We start from the raw sequence: 17,615 nt of genomic DNA, 5'->3' as shown, positions 1-17,615 counted from the left end.
CCACCTTTCACTCCTGCGCTTTATATTTGTCCTTCACAATCTCCATGAACAGCTCTGCCAGCTCCGTTTCCGAGCATTGTACCGACAGGCCAACCTCCACCGCGCTCTCCAGCGCCTTGCGGACCGTCTCCCTTTTGTAGCCTTCCATCGTCCCTTCTCCCACATGGGAGACAAAGGTGCCCGTACCCTGTCTGGTGCGAAGCAGGCCTTCGTTCTCCAGATCCTGGTAGACCCGGCGCACTGTAATCACGCTGCATTTCAATTCACCGGCAAATTCGCGGATCGAAGGAAGAAGCGTGCCTTCGGTGATCACTCCGCTGATAATCAGCGATTTGAGCTGGGTTTCGATCTGGTGATACAGCGGCTCGGCGCTGTTCTCATTGATTTGTATCGGAATCCACATGGTTCCCACCTGCCTTCCAGCCACCGGCAAGCTGGCTTGCCTTTTTGCCCCGCAGCCCCCTCATACAACATCACGGCTCTTCAGCCGGTATAGGGTCCATTTAGAGAATACCTGCACGGACACGGTTCCCAGCAGCAGTGTCCCCCACATCAGCGGGGAGGCAAAGCCCCATTCTTTCGAGCACTGGATGCTGTACAGGAACAGATTGCCCCCAGCCAGCCGGATGAGCAACGCTATGCCCAGGCTGAGCAGCATGACGAGAAAGAAAATACAGCAATAGGCTTTGCCGCTGACCAATAATTCAACGAAAATATACAATCCGGTTAATATAAATCCATATCCGATCCAGGTTAGCGCAAAAACAAGATAGGCAGGTACGGACAGGTCCTCCCGTATCTGTCCGCTGAGTACGTATGTCAAGCCGAAGTACAGCATTCCGTTAAGTGCGAAGGAGATTACCGCATGCAGCTTTCTTTTGCACAGAATTACAAAGGCAGGAACAGGAAGGCTCCTCATATAGGCAAGCATCCGGGTATACGAATCCTCGCTCCAGTACTTCATTGTCCGCCGGGAAAAGGTGAAGCCGAGCATCGGAATCATGGCGAGCAGCATGAAATCAGCCGTCATCCTCTCACCCCCCGCTCCCAGGGTTTCGTCAAAAATCAAGCTCATGAAAAGGGACATATAACCCATGAGCAGGATGGAAAACGCCAGTGCCCACACCAGCTTAAGCTTATCGGCCCGGAAATCTCCCCGGATAATAACCCAGACATCCTTGATTGTTGTCATGAACTCCAACCTCGCTTTATCGTCTCATCCGCGCAAGCGTCAATAAATGCACTGCGGTGTATATCTCTGTGTGCTTACTGTATATATCTATATACACAGTATATGGTCTATGGCTTTCAGTGTCAATCCAGTTTTTGATACGTGTGCGGTCCCGGGTAACCAGCATCTTTGCCGCTTAATATAATTATGGGTTGGGGAATGCTTGTCCCTGTGCTACGCTTGCAGGAAGCAGCGGCTTCAACACTTTTTGAAGCAATAATATAATGCACTGGAGGCTCCTATGATTAATGATCCCTGGTTTACTGTACAGCAGATCGATGACACGACCTTCGCCATCAGCGAATACGGACATTGGGAAAAGGTTCATTCCTTCCTCCTGCTCGGGCAGGACAAGGCTGCGCTTATTGACACCGGGCTTGGAATCGGCAATATCCGAACCATTACCGATCAGTTAACCGGCCTGCCGGTTGAAGTCCTGACCACACATGTGCATACGGACCATATTGGAGGCCACGGTGAATTTGAGCGGATTTGGGTGCATGAGGGAGATCTGGAGTGGCTGGTGCACGGCATCCAGGGACTGTCTATTGAACAGATCCGCCGGGACATCGGCAGAGAGCTCAGCCGGCCGGTACCGGTGGGCTTCGATCCGGAAAGCTATCAGCCCTTTCAGGGGGAACCCGCAGGGTTATTACGGGATGGCGATTCGGTTGAACTCGGCGGCAGAGCATTGACTGTGTATCATACGCCGGGGCATTCTCCGGGGCATCTTGCTTTCTTGGATGAGAAGAACGGTTATTTGTTTACAGGGGATCTGCTGTACGACGGGACTCCAATCTATGCCTTTTACCCCTCCACCAGCCCGGTGGACTTGGTTCAATCTCTGGAGAGGATCGGAAAGCTTCAGGGAGTAGAGAGGATTTTCGGTTCGCATAACACATTGGGTCTTGAGCCGGAGATTCTGACCGAGGTGCGGCGTGCAGTGCAATTTTTGCGGGAAAATAATCTGGTTGCCTTCGGCACGGGCCTCCATGCCTTCAAAGGCTTCAGCATACAGTTCTGAATACGGCACGCCTGTGATAATGCGGACTGCAGTTCCGTTACTGCCCGGAATGACTGTTATATAAAGGATTTCGGATGCAAAAAAGACGCTGTTCGGGGTGCCAGCCATGCACAGACGCTTAGACCTGTTCAGGCAGCGAAGGACTGTCCCGCTCCATTCTCGTGGCGCACAGACAGTCCCTCATTAAATTCCATTAATTCCTCAATTTAAGTTCGATTAAATATGTATATCATGGCGATATTTGTCGTACAATATCACTTATGCGACATTTTTCCCGTTAAAGAAGGATGTCCCTTGCATACTTGCGCATCACAATACTATCACGCGTTCATTATAGGCCATTTCCATACTGTTGTATAGGAACTTTCCAGAAAAACTAGCGTATATTGTCAAACTTTGTCTTATTGTATGAAAATCCTCAGGCTGTCCTCCACAAAATCGGGGGCGGCCTTTTGAATTTGCTGCACTGTGTGCAAATAACGCTGCGTAGTATTGATGTGGGAATGCCCCAGCGTTTCCTGCACCTGCTGAAGTGAGGCGCCCTGCAGCAGAGCAAGCGTAGCATTGGTATGCCGCAGCCAATGGGGAGTCAGCTTTTTTTCAATCGGGCTAACCTCTCCCGCCCTCTTGATAATGCGTTCCACCTGCCTCGAAGATAACGGAAACATAGGAAGCTCACCGTCCGGTTCCCCATTTTCGGCAAGAGTGCTGGAGAACTCAGCGTATAGGTGCCAGAGGATTGGCGGCACCTTGATCTCTCTGCGTTTGCCCCCCTTGGCCTTGGCAATTGTCAGCCAAATCGAGGTTTCGAGAGGATCAGTATGGAAATCGCCCCATTTCATTGCCGTCAGCTCGGATACACGCAAGCCCAGCAAGACCAGCGTCAACCCGATCAGATAGTTCCGCGGGCTCTGTTTCTGCAATTCCCCCAGCAAACTCCCAACCTCTCTTTTGGTCAAAAAATTTCTTCGGCTGGTTACCGCAATCTTGGGGATACGCACGCTTGAGGTTGGATTGGAAATAAAAATGGCAATATGCTGATCACTGCCCCATTTATAAAATGATTTCAAAGGGGCGATAAAGGCGGCAATGCTCGCCGGGGCCAGCTGCCTCGGATAGCTGTAGCCCCCTTGGGTCAGAAATATTTTATAAGCCTCGATTTCCCTCCATGTAACCTCCCGCAAGGGTGTGCCCGCTATGAATTTACGGAAAGCAGCAATCGCCCGCTCATAATTACGGCGCGTATTTCCGTTTGCGCAGCAGGTTGCCAGGAACATTTGTACGATTTGATCGTCACCGATTACGGTCTCCCCAGAGTACACCAAACCCAACTGTACACCATTAGATTCTGCCTGTTCTATTGTCATTTCACCTGCTCCTCCATGAATAAAAATGTCGCATAAGTGATATTGTACGACATCTTCCCGTTTTTTTTACACCATTTCCTTACAATCGCAGCGAATCCATTGTCCCATAGCAGGAGCACTGGCTGCGCGAATCCTGAAGAAAGGGGGGCAGAAGTCCCCGCACCAGCGGAGTATCTGTTCTTAAACCACTCATTTGAGAAACCGGAGGAAAGCTATGGAGGCGACAATACAGAAGCAATACGTCGAATTCGGGGTGGACAACGAGCATTACGCCATTCCTATCTCCGACGTCCATGAAATTATCAGAATGCAGGAAATCACGGAGGTTCCGAACGGCCGCCACTACGTCAAAGGCATTATCAATCTTAGAGGGAAAATTGTTCCGGTGCTGAGCTTGAGGGTGCTTCTGGATATGAAAGAGGCTGCCGAGACCAAGCACACACGCATTCTGGTTGTCCATCACCAGGAGGAAGCAATCGGCGTCATTGTTGACAATGTAAACAAAGTGACCACGTTCAGCGATATTCAGCCTCCGCCGGAGAACGTCTCCGGAATCAGCGGTTCCCTCTTCACCGGGATTGGGATTTCCTCTTCCGCCTTGGTCGGAATTCTGAAGCTGGATGAGATACTGCTGCGCGTATAACCGAAGGCCATGAGAGAGAGAAGGCGAACTATGGTTGATATATCCGAATATCGGGGGATTTTCCTGGAGGAATTGGAGGAGCAGCTGCAGCTTATAGAAGATGAGATCCTCCGGCTGGAGCAGACCGGGGAGACCGAGGCCGGGATTCAACGATTTTTCCGGGCGGCGCACACGCTTAAGGGCTCTTCAGCTTCGATGGGCTACAACAAGCTGAAGGAGGTCACCCATCACCTGGAGCATCTGCTTCATCAAATGAGGAATGGCGAACGGCAGGTCACGCAAGAGCTTATCCGTCTGTTCTTTCAGACCTTGGATGGAATGCGTGCGCTGCAGGGCGAAATCGCTGCCGCAGATCACGAGACCACCGACGTTTCCGGGCTGATCCGCAAGCTTGGCTCGTATGGAGCAGGCGGACAAGGCAGCATTCCCGTTATGCAGCTGCCAAGCGGAGAGGACGCCCCCCTTCCGCTTCTCTGGTTTCACGTCTGGCTGTCCCCCGACTGCGAAATGAAGCTGCCGCGCCTGCATCTCATCGATGCCAAACTGCGGAGCCTCTCCACCGTCCTGCGCATGAAGCCTGAGCTGGAGGAGATGGATATCAACGACAGCCGGCTGGACGGTGCGTCCTGGATGCTGGCCCCCGAAGGGGATATTCACGGGCTGCGCCGGCATATCGCTTCCATGATCGATGTCGAAAATATCTACATAGAAGAAGTGAAGGACACTGCCCCCCAGCGGACCAAGGTCAGGCTGGCGGAGCCTGAAACGGATAACCGGGCTGACCGGGAGCATTTCGAGGCAGCACCGTTTGCAGCCGACAAAGTTAAGCCCCCAACAATCCGCGTCCACGTCGAGCGGTTGGAGAAGCTGATGAATCTGGCGGGAGAACTGGTGATTGATCAGGCCCAGCTTCACCTCTTAAGCCGGAGGTTCCACCAGAAATACGGGGCAGACAGTATGACAGAGGAGCTTGGACAGCTTGCAGACCACCTGGTGACCGTCACCCGCGAGCTGCAGGAAAGTATGATCAAGGTCAGAATGCTGCCCATCGAGCAGTTGTTCAACCGGCTGCCGCGTATGGTCAGAGATTTGTCGCACTCACTTAACAAACAAATCGGGCTGGTGATTGAGGGCAAGGAGACAGAGCTTGACCGGACACTGATTGAAGAGCTGGGCGACCCGCTGATCCACCTGCTGCGAAATGCGCTGGATCACGGCATTGAAACCCCGGAGCTGCGGCGTGCCGCAGGCAAAAGCGAAACGGGTACCGTCCGGATCGCCGCCTCCCATGAGGACAACCAGATCATCCTTGTCATTGAAGATGACGGCGCAGGCATCGATCCCGAAGCCGTTGCCCAATCAGCCATCAGCAAGGGCATCATTACAGCCGAAGAGGCACGGTATATGAATGAGGATGAAGCTTTGCGGCTGATATTCAGACCCGGGTTCTCTACAGCCACCCAAATCAGCGATATCTCCGGGCGCGGGGTGGGCATGGATATTGTCCGCAATGACATTGAGCGGATCAACGGAATCATTGACATTGAGACTGCCAAGGGGCAAGGCACCCGGTTTCGTATCCGCCTGCCGTTGACTCTGGCGATCATCCGGGGGCTGCTCGTAATTGCAGGCAATAAGACCTTTGTGATTCCTATGAGCAATGTGGCCGAAATTTTGCGCATCCCAGCGGAGGACATCCGGAGTGTGCGGGGCAGACCGGTGATCACAGCTCGCAGCCAGCTCGTTCCGGTAGTCTGGCTGCATCATTTTCTTCAAATCCCAAGAGCAGAAGCAGCTCCGAACACCCTCCCTTTGATTATATTGGGACAAGGCGAGAAGCGGCTTGCACTGGCGGTAGACGCCCTGGTTGGCAATCAGGACATTGTCATTAAGCCGCTGGGCTCATACATAGGCAAGACAGAAGGCATCGCCGGGGCAACTATTCTTGGAAACGGCAAAGCCGCGCTTATCATCGATACCGCAAGCCTTTTTGCACAATGGAGTTATATGGTCTGACAAATACATGTTAACTGGAGGAAACTGGTATGAAGTGGTTCTATAATTTAAAAACAAGCGTGAAATTAATCTCAGCCTTTTTGGTGGTCGCTGTCATTTTGGCCTTCGTGGGAATGTATGGACTGAACAATCTCGGTTCGATCAACGACAGCCTGGAGGATATGTATGCCAACAATCTGGTTCCCGTCTCCTCGCTCCAGAACACTCAGAACAGCTTCTCCCTTATGCGCGTCAACGCCAGGGATTTGTACATTAAGGAGACGCTGGGAGAACGTCAGGAACGGGTGGAAGAGTATCAGGCGGAAAAACAGAATGTGCTGGATAATATCGCTGCATTCCGTAAAACAAAGCTCAGCGAGGACTCTGCCCAGGCGATCGCGCCGTTCGAAGCCGCCTGGAACGAATATTTGACCACTTACGAATCTCTAGTCAGCATGTCGCTTGCCGGACAGGACGAGGAGCTGTTAGAGATGCTGCGCGGCAGTACTCTGAATAACCAGGCAGATACGCTCAAGCAAATCATCAATAATCTGATCAGCATCAATATCCATGAGGCGGACCAGGCCAGACAGAATGGAGCTTCCCTCTTTAGCTCCTCGCGGACCATTACGCTTTCTGTCGTTGCAGCTGCTGTGCTGCTGTGCGTCTTGCTCGGCTATATGATCTCCCGGATCATTTCGAAGCCGCTGGCCAAGGTAGTCCAGATCCTCTCCAAGGTGGCGGATGGTGATCTCCGCAGCCAGGCGGATATTGACACCAAAGACGAAATTGGCATGCTGGCAGTCAGGGTCAACGAGATGGTGCTCAATCTCCGCAGCACCGTCGGGACTATACTTACCCATTCCCAAAGCCTTTCCGCAGCAGCGGAGGAGATTTCAGCCAGTACACAGGAGGTGGCGAGCGGAAGCACAAGCACTGCGAATGACGCCGGAACAATCAGCGAATTGTTCAAAGAGCTCTCCAGCGCTATCCACTCTGTGGCCCAGAATACTGAACAGGCCTCCTTCATCTCGGATGAGACCGTCCGGATTGCCGAGGACGGCAATACCATCATTCAGGAATCCATGGAGAGCATGCAGTCGGTAAGCGAACAAATGTCGCGGCTGGAAGAGGACTCCCAGAAGGTCGGGGATATTATTGATGTCATTGAGGATATTGCCGATCAGACCAATCTGCTGGCACTGAATGCCGCCATTGAAGCGGCCAGAGCCGGAGAGCAAGGGCGCGGGTTCGCCGTTGTAGCCGATGAGGTGCGCAGGCTGGCCGAACGCAGCGGCGAGGCAACCAAGCAAATTACGGGCATTATCAAAGGCATGCAGGTGAACACACGCGATAGTGTGAATGCTGTTCAGGGAAGCGCCGAATTGTCGGAGAAATCCGGCGCCTCCTTCCACAGGATTGTCACCATGGTCAATAACGCCGGCCAGAAAATTTCCGAAATCGCTGCAGCCAGTGAAGAACAAGCGGCACAATCAAGCAATGTCCTGGCCGCCGTCGAGAACATTTCCGCCACCACCCAGCAGTCAGCCGCAAGCAGCGAGGAGACCGCCTCCTCTGCCCAATCCCTGGCCAGTCTGGCCGAGGAGCTTCAGAATACCGTTTCCTCCTTCCGTTTGTAGCTTATTATAGTTGAACAAAAGACCTGTGGGCCTGCCCGTTCCAAAACGGAACCGCAAGCTGCACAGGTCTTTTGGTACTCTTAGAATTCTACGGTAGGTTAAGCGCCCAAAATAACTTCCCACACCGGCTTCGTATGTCCGCCCGGATAAAATATGTACAGCAGCACATAAACCATAACGCCCGTAATCGCCGTAATGAACCAGATTACCGAGGTCACTCTTCCCCATTTCCGGTGTTTGGCATACTTGGCCTTGAAGCCCAGTGTCAGCGTAGTGATTCCGAATACGGCGGCCACTGTCGCCAGCACAATATGGAATATCAGAAAAATGTGGTACAGGAGCGACAGCTCCTCCGGTCCGCCCCAGGATGTATTGCCCACGAACACCGTTCTTGACACATATACGATGAAAAACAGCACGGCAGCGACTGCCGCGGCAATCATTGTCTTCTTGTGCGCCTCGCGCTTGCCTTTGATAATTTGTCTCCAGCCAACAGCCACCAGCACCGCGCTAATGACGATGAAAGATGTGCTGATCGTTGGAAACACTGTAAAAATATCCATGATTATCCTCCTCGGTGCTCTACCCGCTATACCCGGGTCAAAACACGCTCCTCCAGCTCGGAAGAGGGTGCGGAGAGTTCCGCCTCGTCTTGCCCGTTCTCTTTTTTATACCAATGATAGAACACATAAGCAAGCATCGAGGCAAAAATAAATTCCTGAATGAACTTCATGGCAATCCCTCCCACCTGCTGGTCCACCTTGGGCGACAGCCACCCGAAGAAGGCGGGACCGCCAAAAGCCTGCAGCAGCGCCGCCGGACTGCCGGACACACAGTATCCCATCGCCCGCGCCCAGGTCTGCGGATCGTTATAGGCCGCATACAGCGGTACCCCCGCAAAAATAATCAGTCCGCACGCCGGGGTCAGCAGCACCATATTCAGAAAGATAAAGCCGATCTGGCCAAGCCCGCTTAAGCTCTTCAGTTCCGGCAGCGGATTAATCAGGTTCCACCACATCAGTGCCGAAGTCAGGAACAGCACAGCGTAATAAATCCGGTGCACCGCAAAATGCAGCATGACATAATCATGGATCGCGGGGAGATGATACAGCGAAAAGAGCCCGTTGAACAGGAGCGCTGCCGCCACAGGCTGGGCCAGGAAGGACAGCCGCCGCAGCGGTAGAGGAAGTGACTTCAGAAGAGCACGCCAGCCCCAGTCCGGAATGCCCAGCAGGATCAGCGGCACCGCCACCAGGTAGGAGAAAGCCATGCTCACCATGTGAAAAGAGAAAAAGATATGCCCCAGCAGACTGAGCGGACCGCCCTGGGCGAGATAAAGCGCGAGCATGCCGCCAACGAAAGAAAGCCGCCGCCACAGCGGCATCGCGGATGAACCCGGGAACCGTCCGGCAAGCGGGCCTATCAGAACAAAGTACCCGGCTGCCAGCAGCAGCATTGCCGCCAGAAACAGCGGGCTCCACAGCTCGGCAAAGCTGAAATAATTCAATCCCAGCATGCTTCAAAGACCTCCTCGCACGGGATGTATTGTCCAAAGGGCCGCCCGCAAGCATTCAGGACGTTCGCGAAGACAGCCCGCAGGCCTGTGCACAAGCGCTGCGCTGCACATGAGTAAGGCGAGCCGCCGCCACTGCATATCCCCCGCCTGCCCGCCGCAGCGGCCGTGAGTGCAACTGCCGCTTTTGCTGCAACTGTAACCCAACTGCTCTAACGGCCAAGTGGATTTTGTACCACTAATGTTGCGGAAACCTCTTCATTTCGGTGCTTCCAGCGATTTTAAGTTTACTTTTTACCACTAACCGCCGATAATTGCCCAAAAAGCGAAAATTAAGTTGCCTTTTTACCACTAGATCGCCGTTTGGCTAGCTTAAGCCGGAGGATGCTCGAAGAGGTTACTGCCGCTAACGTTACAATCGGAACCTCAGCCGTGCCTGATGCTTACGATCCCAGTCCCCGGCACCCCGCTCACCAATCGTCCGCCCGCCTTAGCTGGTCCTTCTTGCGATATTTAGAGAGTTGTCTGTGCGCTAATCCCACCATACCCAATAGAGCGCCATCACGATGCAGGTTCCAGCGATAAAAAAGCCGCCCAGCATGAAGAGAATCGGCAGCAGATGCCCCTTGTCCTTGAGATGCATCCAGAAGCCCATCTGCAGGAAGACCTGCAGCACAGCCATGACCAGCAGCAGAATAACGGCAAAGGCCGCATTGACGTCTCCTGCGGCCACAGCCGCGAAGGCAATCAGCGTCAGGACAACGGAGAAGATAAACACCACAATATGCCGCTGCGGCCCTTCCTGCCGGTGGCGGTGCTTCACCGCGCCGTCCCGGGAATGCTGTTCTGCCGCCATGGTTATCCCACCTTTCCGAGCAGGTATACAACCGTGAAGATAAAAACCCAGACCACATCAATGAAATGCCAGTACATGGCCGACACATAAATTTTGGGTGCAGTCACAACCGTAAGGCCCTTGCGCACCAGCTGCCCGATCAGCACGGAAATCCAGAGGATGCCAAAAGCCACGTGTGCGCCGTGAAAACCAACCAATGTGTAGAATGCCGAGCTGAAGGCGCTGGTGGTCATGCCGAATTCCTCATGTCGTATATACACGCTGAATTCGTAGATTTCCAGCACCAGAAAGCACAGCCCAAGAAATACGGTAACCGCCAGCCAGCCCCGCAGCAGCGCCGGCTTGTTCCGGTGCATCGCCTGGATGGCGAACACACTGGTCAGGCTGCTGACCAGCAGGAGGAAGGTTGCAGCCGCCACGAGCGGCAGATGGAACAGCTCATTTGCCGACGGTCCATCATTGGTCTGATTGCGCAGCGCCAAGAATGTCGCGAACAGGGTGCCGAACAGAACGGCCTCCCCGCCGAGGAACAGCCAGAAGGCCAGAACCTTGTTGCGGCCTTCCAGGGTTGCTTTTTCCGGTTCGTGCGGAAGTGTGTCCGCCGCAGCTTCAGCATGTGCCGTTGTCATGTCCGCTCACCTTCCTTCCAGCTCTTCAGGCTCAATATGCCAGCCGTGATCATCATAGAGCGACCGGATCAGCATTGACCCGAAGGTAATCAGCAGCCCGATGGCTGTAACCAGATAATTGTTGAACATAAAGCTCATGAACGCATTTCCGAAATCATCGCGGCTGAACATGAAGCCCAGTCCGGCAATAAAAATGCCGGCCGACATCAGGAACGGCAGAATTGTTGCCGACGGCATATGAATCGGACCAACCGGTTCGGATGGAGTCATGGAGGCATGGCCGGAGGTTTTTTCCTTCCAGAAGGCATCCAGACCGCGTACCAGCGGTGTCTGCTTGAAATTGTATTCCGGGGGCGGCGAGGGAATCGTCCATTCCAGCGTGCGGCCGTCCTCCCAGGGATCATCTGCCGCATCGGCCGGCTTTCTGGAGGTAAGGAAGATATTCGTGAGGAAAATAAGCATCCCCACCCCCATCAGGCCCGCCCCCACAGTGCTGATCAGATTCAGCAGATCAAACTGCTGATTCGGCAGATAGGTGAACACGCGGCGCTGCATCCCCATAAGCCCCAGGAAATGCTGCACGAAGAAGGTCAGATGGAAGCCGATAATGAAGGTCCAGAAGGTCCATTTGCCCAAGCGTTCACTCAGCATCCGCCCGAACATCTTCGGCCACCAATAGTGCAGCCCGGCGAACAGCCCGGACACCAGACCGCCGACAATAACATAGTGGAAATGCGCAACGACAAAATACGTATCATGGAATTGGAAATCGGCAGGCGCAGAGGCCAGCATGACCCCGGTTACTCCGCCCATCGTGAAGGTGGGGATGAAGCCGACCGCAAACAGGTTGGGACTCGTAAAACGCACCTGCCCTCCCCACATCGTGAACAGCCAGTTGAAGATTTTGATCCCGGTCGGCACGGCAATGAGCATCGTCGATACCGAGAACAAGGCGTTCGCTACCGGACCGAGGCCGGTGGTGAACATATGATGCGCCCAGACCATGAAGCCGAGAAAGGCGATCAGGATTGTGGCGAAGACCATGGAGCTGTATCCGAACAGCCGCTTGCGCGCGAAGGTCGGGATGACCTCCGAGATAATGCCGAAGGCCGGTAGAATTAGAATATACACTTCGGGATGCCCGAAGATCCAGAAGATATGCTGCCAGAGCACCGGATTGCCGCCTGCCGAGGTTTCGAAAAAATTGGCTCCGAGAATCCGGTCGAACGTCAGCAGCACAAGCCCTACTGTAATGGCGGGAAAAGCAAACAGGATAATGGCCGAGGTAATGAAGCTGGCCCAGACGAACATCGGCATCCGCATGAAGGACATGCCCGGCGCGCGCATCGTAATGATGGTAGCCAGGAAGTTAATTCCCCCGATCAGAGTCCCAAGTCCGGCAATTTGCAGCCCGATGGTGTAGAAATCCACTCCATGCGTGCCGCTGTACTGAATGGTGGACAAGGGAGTATAAGAGGTCCAGCCCGCATCGGGCGCACCGCCCATGATCCAGCTGAGATTCAGCAGAACGCCGCCGAACAGGAAGGTCCAGAAGCCCAGCGCATTCAGGAAAGGAAAGGCCACGTCCCGCGCGCCGATCTGCAGCGGAATCACCGCATTCATCAGCGCGAAGATCACCGGCATAACCCCGAGAAAGATCATTGTCGTGCCGTGCATCGTGATCAGCTCGTTGAACGTCTGGGCATCCAGAAAGGTATTCATCGGCTTAATCAGCTGGATACGGATCAGAATGGCCTCAAGCCCGCCGATGCCAAAAAACAAGCCTCCGGCCCACAGGTACAGAATCGCTATTTTTTTATGATCGACAGTGGTAATCCAGTCCATCAGTCCGGTATGGCGTTTCATGCTGGGACCATGCTTCAAAGGCTGGGATGGGTTCAGGGACTGCGCTGCTTGAGCCAAGGTTCGTACCCCCTTTTCAAATATGCTGCTTCCACTGCAGGCTGTTAGCTCTAGTCCAGCGTGTAGCCAGCCAGATATTCGGCGATTGCGTCTATCTCTTCATCACTTAAGCCCATATCCTGCTTCGGGTCTGGCATCTTGTTGCCCGGCTTGACGCCTTCGGTATCATGCAGCCAGGTCTTGAGGTTCTCCAGCACCGGCTCGCCGTCCACCCCTGTATCATCGTTCAGCAATATGCCGGCCACCGACTCCCGCGAGCCGATTCCGGTCAGATTAGGCGCACTAGACAAATCCGGCATATCCCCTACCGCGTGGCAGGTCAGACACTGGGATCTGAGGGTCTCGGCAAGAACCGGGTCCTCCGGCAAAACGGCAGGTGATTTCATGGAACTGACCCACTGCTCAAAAGCCGCCTCGCTGACCGATTTCACCTTGAACTCCATAAAGCCGTGGGACGGGCCGCACAGCTCCGCACATTTCCCCCGGTAAACGCCTTCATTTGGCGCACTGAAGCTGAACCGGTTGACCGTGCCTGCGGGGTTGGTATCCATTTTGCCGGAGAGGGAGGGAACCCAGAAGGAATGCAGCACATCCTTCGTGCTCAGCTCAAAGGCGATATCTTTGCCCACCGGAATCACCAGGTCCTGCGCAGTCGTGACCCCATAGTCGGTATACTCGAACTCCCACCAGTACTGATGCCCGGTGACTTTGACTTTGATCGCATCCTTGTCGTTCGCATGGTCATTTCCGGCGGCAAACACGGCTTTTACCGTAGGAACAGCCAGCACAACTACAAGAATCAGCGGAATGACAGTCCAGAGCACCTCCAGCTTGAAGCTGCCTTCCACCTGCTCGGGCATTTCGTTCTGATCCGGTTTGCGGCGGAAGCGGATCAGCACATAGGCTGCAATGGAGAAGACGATCAGCAGTACAACGATCATGATGGTGATCGCCAGCTTCATCAGATCGAACGAGCTTTCCGCCGCCGGTCCCTGCGGACGAAGCACCGACAAGTCCTCCCGGCCGCATCCGGCAAGAATGAGTCCAAGCGCTGCGGTCATGGGAAGAAGCCGCTTACCAGCCTGCCACGTTTTCATCATTGATCTACCCCGCTTTTCCCGATTTCGTAGATTAGAGTATTATCCTGTCAATTATAACAATCACTATTAATATAAGTTTGAAGGGTGTTTTTGTCAATCGTTCACAACAAATTCACAAACTGTTTTTTCACAGCATAAAGCCTTGTCCTGACTGCATTTAAGAACGCTTTCAAAATCCGGTTAAAACCGCATCTCAGCCGGTAAAGCGCATACATATGTAATTTTGTCTATTAATTCATTTGACTGTTGGGCAATGAATGCTCTCCCGCCTCTATAACGGCATACAAAAAAAACCGATTCCTGTAGCGGCAAGCCGCCCGGGCACGGTTTATGAGAATCCTCATGGATGTAATGACTAGTTTGGGTTGTCTTTCATTCAAAAGCAGGCTTCGCTTTGCTGTCTGTTGTTTAGGAGACGGATGAGTTCATTCTCACCAGCTCATGCTCCACCACCATGGTCAGCTCCTCTTCGTAGCCTCCCGTAATGCGATACTTCCGGACGTACTCCTTCACAAATTTCTTGGGATCTTTGGGCCGGAAAATTCGTGTCATTTCCCGCAGACTTTCCTTGACTTCGTTATGACCTTTACTTGCCATGATCAGTTCCCTCCCAAAACATTGAAAATGAATGCTCCGTTGTAGAGAATGCATGATGAAAAGTTCGCCGTAACCCTGAAATGCAAGATCAGAAACCATACACACACACGGCTTGCATTATCCGGTAAGACATCCAAGCAATACGGAAATCTGTCCTTCCGGTGAAGCAGGTTCGTCGTGATTTGGGCTGAGAATAAGGATATCCTGATGCGCGGACACCTTAGACACTTTAGTTACCCGAAGAGCCACTTGCTGAATCACTCCTTTCGGGCCTTATCGTTATATTGTATCATATTCCAGTCCAAGTTCCACCTTTCCTTGTAAAATGTGCGGATGGAAATTTTTTTATGCATTTTACCTTCCACAGGAGGTTAGGCTTATCGGCTTTGGACTGAAAATGTGGCTTTTGTGCACCCGGCAGATGGGGCCGATGCTGTTAGAATACCCATGGTTTGCAAAAAATATCAGCAGTTGGCTAAGGTGGTTTATGAACTGCTTATTAATTACATCGGCAAAGAGCTGTAATCCTCTTAGCTCTGCAGGCATAAAATCACATACTTTGTACAGCCCTTTCATAGGCTTTTAAGGAAGCAGGAGCACAAAAACGCCTTCTTCCATCAAGCCCAAGGAGAGTGAGCCCTTGTCCCCCGTCAAATCTTCTACCGGATTGCCGGATCATATTGCCGCTGCCGTCTGTTACTTCTTTCCGTTCATTGGAGGGATTATCTTCCTCGCACTCGAAAAGCGCAGCCGATTCGTGCTGTTCCATGCTCTGCAGTCGCTGATCGCCTTCGGTGTGCTGATGATTGCCCATGTGCTGTGCGGATTCATCCCGCTGCTGGGTCCGCTTGCTGCCGCACTCATCTCGCTGTGCACGTTCGCCGTGTGGCTGCTCATGATCTACCACGCCTTGGGCGGAAGGTGGTATAGACTGCCCTGGGCGGGAGAAATTGCCGAGCACCAGCTCCGCCAGCTATAGCCGGCTGCTCTTGCCGCCAGGATTCTTGCCGCATCTTGTTAAAAAGATTCCCTTTTGTCCCTGCGCTTCGTACAATGGAGTCAAGACATACAGGAATCTGCAGGCTGGAGGAACATCCATGTACTTATTCATCATAAATCCCCGCTCCGGCGGGGGCGCGGGCCAGCGGACCTGGCATGCCGTGGAGGCCATGCTGGAGGCCCGCGGCACCGCTTATGACGCGCTGTTCACGCGGAGCGCCGGCAGCGCCGAAGCCCAGGTGCTCCACGCGCTTGCGCGCCGCGAGAACTGGCGCGCCGCCATCGTGATCGGCGGCGACGGCACGATTCACAGCGTGCTGGGGGCGCTGCGGCGCTGCGGCGTGGCGCTGGCGGTTATTCCCGCCGGCTCCGGCAATGATACCGCCCGCGGCTTCGGCATCCCGCTGGACGCAGAGGCGGCGCTCGACGCCGCGCTGCAGGACCGCTGCCTGACAGCGGACCTGCTCTCGGGCCCGGAAGGCTTGACCCTGACCGCCGTAGCGGGCGGCTTTGACGCCCAGGTGGCCGTCAATGTCAACAACGGCCCCTACAAACGGCTGTGCAACGCCATCGGGGCCGGACAGCTGGCCTACCTCATCGGCATTCTGCACACGCTGATAACCTTCAAGCCCTGCCGTGTAAGCGTTATCTGCGACGGGAAGGAGCAGGCCTTCGAGCAAGCCTGGCTCGTCTCGATCTGCAACCTGCCAAGCTACGGCGGCGGGCTCCTGATCTGCCCGCAGGCGAAGGCCGATGACGGCCTGCTGGACGTCTGCGTGGTGCACGGACTCAGCCGCGGGCAGCTGCTGCGGCTGTTCCCGACGGTGGTGAAGGGCAAGCATACCCGGCTGCCCTTCGTCACCATGCTGCGCGGACGCAGCGTAGCCGTCCACTTCGCGCAGCCGCGCCATGCCATCGGCGACGGCGAGAGCCTCGGCACGGCGCCGATGGCCGTGCGCTGCGAGCCGGGGGCGCTGCGCGTGCTCTCGCCGCTCGCCGGCGCGCGGGGCGCGGACGGCGCAGCCGGACCCTGCTCCGCCAGCGGCCAGGCAGCGGCGGGGTGCAGGGGCCGCCCTAGCGCTGCGGGCGGCGTGCCTTCTTCGGCGCTGCGCACCGGTGTCCGTTAAGTAGCGGGAACCACCCGGAAGTCTGCCAGCTTGCCGCGGAAATTCAGCAGTTGCGCTCCATCCGGCATCAGACTCTGAGCAGTCACCATTCCGCGCGGTATGCGCAAGCGGTCAGCACAACGCGTGATAGAAGAAGATGCGCTCTTCCATACGCCGCCTTTCATACCCGGTACTTCAATAAACAATCATCAATCTGCAGCCAATAGACAGCCTCCACACATACACAAACAAACGAACCTTTTCACCACACTGTAAAGCGTGAAAAGGTTCGTTCGCGTTTTTGCTGTATTGGAGCATCCATGCCGCAGCAGCCTGACCTGTCCATTGCAGTCCATCTTCCGCCATCCTTAGTCCGAATGCTCCGCGTCTTCCTCTGCAAAAGCGATAATGCCGTCGTCCAGCGAAGCAATGCGCACCAGCGACTCGACGCGGTAGCCGGCTTCCTTAAGCAGCCGGTTGCCGGGCTGGAACGCTTTTTCGATGACAATGCCAATGCCGACCACAGTGCCGCCCGCCTGCTCGACGATCCGGGCCAGCCCGAAGGCCGCCTCACCGTTGGCAAGAAAATCGTCCACGATCAGCACCCGCTCACCGGGCGCAATGAACTTTTTGGAAACGGTGATTTCATTGCTTTCTTTTTTCGTAAACGAATAGACTTTTTCCACAAAAATGTCTTCCGTCAGGGTAAGAGACTTCTGCTTGCGGGCAAAAATCAGCGGAACCCCAAGCTCCAGTGCCGTCATAATGCCGGGCGCAATCCCGGAAGACTCGATGGTCAGCACCTTCGTGACCTCCTGCCCGGCAAAACGGCGGGTAAACTCGCGGCCGACCTCACGCATCAGAAACGGGTCCATCTGGTGATTCAAGAAAGAATCCACCTTGAGCACGCCCTGACCGAGGATAATACCCTCGCTGATGACCTTTTGTCTCAATAACTTCATCTGTGCTCCTCCTCCTTCTTCCATCCTCCG

17 protein-coding genes are annotated in these 17,615 nt (G+C 54.4%); 6 read left to right on the top strand and 11 right to left on the bottom strand.

Translation table 11 applies throughout. The features are described from left to right. Positions 1-7 precede the first annotated feature (7 nt). Together HYD27_RS23290 and HYD27_RS23285 are read right to left on the bottom strand one after the other, a co-directional pair. The gene (locus tag HYD27_RS23290) at positions 8-403 is read right to left on the bottom strand and encodes a GntR family transcriptional regulator (RefSeq protein ID WP_219219080.1); all 396 of its coding nucleotides are present in this window, start codon (positions 401-403) and stop codon (positions 8-10) included. Positions 404-463: 60 nt separating this feature from the next. Beyond that, positions 464-1,192, bottom strand: a complete 729-nt coding sequence (locus HYD27_RS23285) for a hypothetical protein (protein WP_219219078.1) — start codon at positions 1,190-1,192, stop codon at positions 464-466. 280 nt (positions 1,193-1,472) lie between these two features. Here HYD27_RS23285 and HYD27_RS23280 point away from each other — a divergent pair, with 280 nt between their 5' ends. Beyond that, a complete protein-coding gene (locus HYD27_RS23280) occupies positions 1,473-2,255 on the top strand; it encodes an MBL fold metallo-hydrolase (RefSeq protein WP_219219076.1) in 783 nt (260 codons plus the stop codon). A 401-nt stretch (positions 2,256-2,656) separates the two neighbouring features. Here HYD27_RS23280 and HYD27_RS23275 read toward each other — a convergent pair whose 3' ends face one another. After that, entirely contained in the window at positions 2,657-3,622 is a 966-nt protein-coding gene (locus HYD27_RS23275; protein ID WP_219219074.1) for a tyrosine-type recombinase/integrase, read from the bottom strand. Between the two features lie 214 nt (positions 3,623-3,836). On the opposite strand from HYD27_RS23275, the gene HYD27_RS23270 reads away from it, so the two are divergent. Genes HYD27_RS23270 through HYD27_RS23260 form a run of 3 tightly spaced genes read left to right on the top strand, consistent with a single transcriptional unit; the run spans position 3,837 to position 7,900 of the window. Further along, on the top strand, positions 3,837-4,265 hold the full coding sequence (locus HYD27_RS23270) for a chemotaxis protein CheW (protein ID WP_219219072.1): 429 nt from the start codon (positions 3,837-3,839) through the stop codon (positions 4,263-4,265). Between the two features lie 30 nt (positions 4,266-4,295). Next, entirely contained in the window at positions 4,296-6,281 is a 1,986-nt protein-coding gene (locus HYD27_RS23265) for a chemotaxis protein CheA (RefSeq protein WP_219219070.1), read from the top strand. 29 nt (positions 6,282-6,310) lie between these two features. Then, complete coding sequence (locus HYD27_RS23260; RefSeq protein WP_219219068.1) at positions 6,311-7,900, top strand: methyl-accepting chemotaxis protein; 1,590 nt, start codon at positions 6,311-6,313, stop codon at positions 7,898-7,900. A 98-nt stretch (positions 7,901-7,998) separates the two neighbouring features. Here HYD27_RS23260 and HYD27_RS23255 read toward each other — a convergent pair whose 3' ends face one another. From HYD27_RS23255 to HYD27_RS23225, 7 genes are all read right to left on the bottom strand, one after another. After that, entirely contained in the window at positions 7,999-8,463 is a 465-nt protein-coding gene (locus HYD27_RS23255) for a DUF420 domain-containing protein (protein ID WP_219219066.1), read from the bottom strand. Between the two features lie 26 nt (positions 8,464-8,489). Then, positions 8,490-9,416 (bottom strand): cytochrome c oxidase assembly factor CtaG, encoded by a 927-nt coding sequence (ctaG, locus tag HYD27_RS23250; protein ID WP_219219064.1) that lies wholly within the window; start codon positions 9,414-9,416, stop codon positions 8,490-8,492. Between the two features lie 529 nt (positions 9,417-9,945). Continuing rightward, positions 9,946-10,269, bottom strand: coding sequence for a cytochrome C oxidase subunit IV family protein (locus HYD27_RS23245; protein WP_219219061.1), 324 nt, complete (start codon positions 10,267-10,269; stop codon positions 9,946-9,948). Positions 10,270-10,271: 2 nt separating this feature from the next. Beyond that, positions 10,272-10,898, bottom strand: coding sequence for a cytochrome (ubi)quinol oxidase subunit III (locus HYD27_RS23240; RefSeq protein WP_219219059.1), 627 nt, complete (start codon positions 10,896-10,898; stop codon positions 10,272-10,274). Positions 10,899-10,904: 6 nt separating this feature from the next. Further along, complete coding sequence (ctaD, locus tag HYD27_RS23235) at positions 10,905-12,743, bottom strand: cytochrome c oxidase subunit I (protein ID WP_219219118.1); 1,839 nt, start codon at positions 12,741-12,743, stop codon at positions 10,905-10,907. A 128-nt stretch (positions 12,744-12,871) separates the two neighbouring features. Next, complete coding sequence (coxB, locus tag HYD27_RS23230; protein ID WP_219219057.1) at positions 12,872-13,921, bottom strand: cytochrome c oxidase subunit II; 1,050 nt, start codon at positions 13,919-13,921, stop codon at positions 12,872-12,874. Positions 13,922-14,329: 408 nt separating this feature from the next. Continuing rightward, positions 14,330-14,518, bottom strand: a complete 189-nt coding sequence (locus HYD27_RS23225; protein ID WP_019913840.1) for a hypothetical protein — start codon at positions 14,516-14,518, stop codon at positions 14,330-14,332. 640 nt (positions 14,519-15,158) lie between these two features. On the opposite strand from HYD27_RS23225, the gene HYD27_RS23220 reads away from it, so the two are divergent. After that, entirely contained in the window at positions 15,159-15,497 is a 339-nt protein-coding gene (locus tag HYD27_RS23220) for a DUF4870 domain-containing protein (RefSeq protein WP_219219055.1), read from the top strand. A gap of 118 nt (positions 15,498-15,615) precedes the next feature. After that, a complete protein-coding gene (locus HYD27_RS23215; protein WP_219219053.1) occupies positions 15,616-16,644 on the top strand; it encodes a diacylglycerol/lipid kinase family protein in 1,029 nt (342 codons plus the stop codon). A 347-nt stretch (positions 16,645-16,991) separates the two neighbouring features. Here the strand turns inward: HYD27_RS23215 and HYD27_RS23210 are convergent, their stop codons facing one another. After that, positions 16,992-17,585 (bottom strand): xanthine phosphoribosyltransferase, encoded by a 594-nt coding sequence (locus tag HYD27_RS23210; protein WP_219219051.1) that lies wholly within the window; start codon positions 17,583-17,585, stop codon positions 16,992-16,994. Positions 17,586-17,615: the final 30 nt, after the last annotated feature.

The sequence above is a fragment of the Paenibacillus sp. S150 genome (assembly GCF_019352175.1).
Lineage (GTDB): Bacteria > Bacillota > Bacilli > Paenibacillales > Paenibacillaceae > Paenibacillus_AQ.
This window is presented reverse-complemented; position numbering and strand designations above follow the sequence as displayed.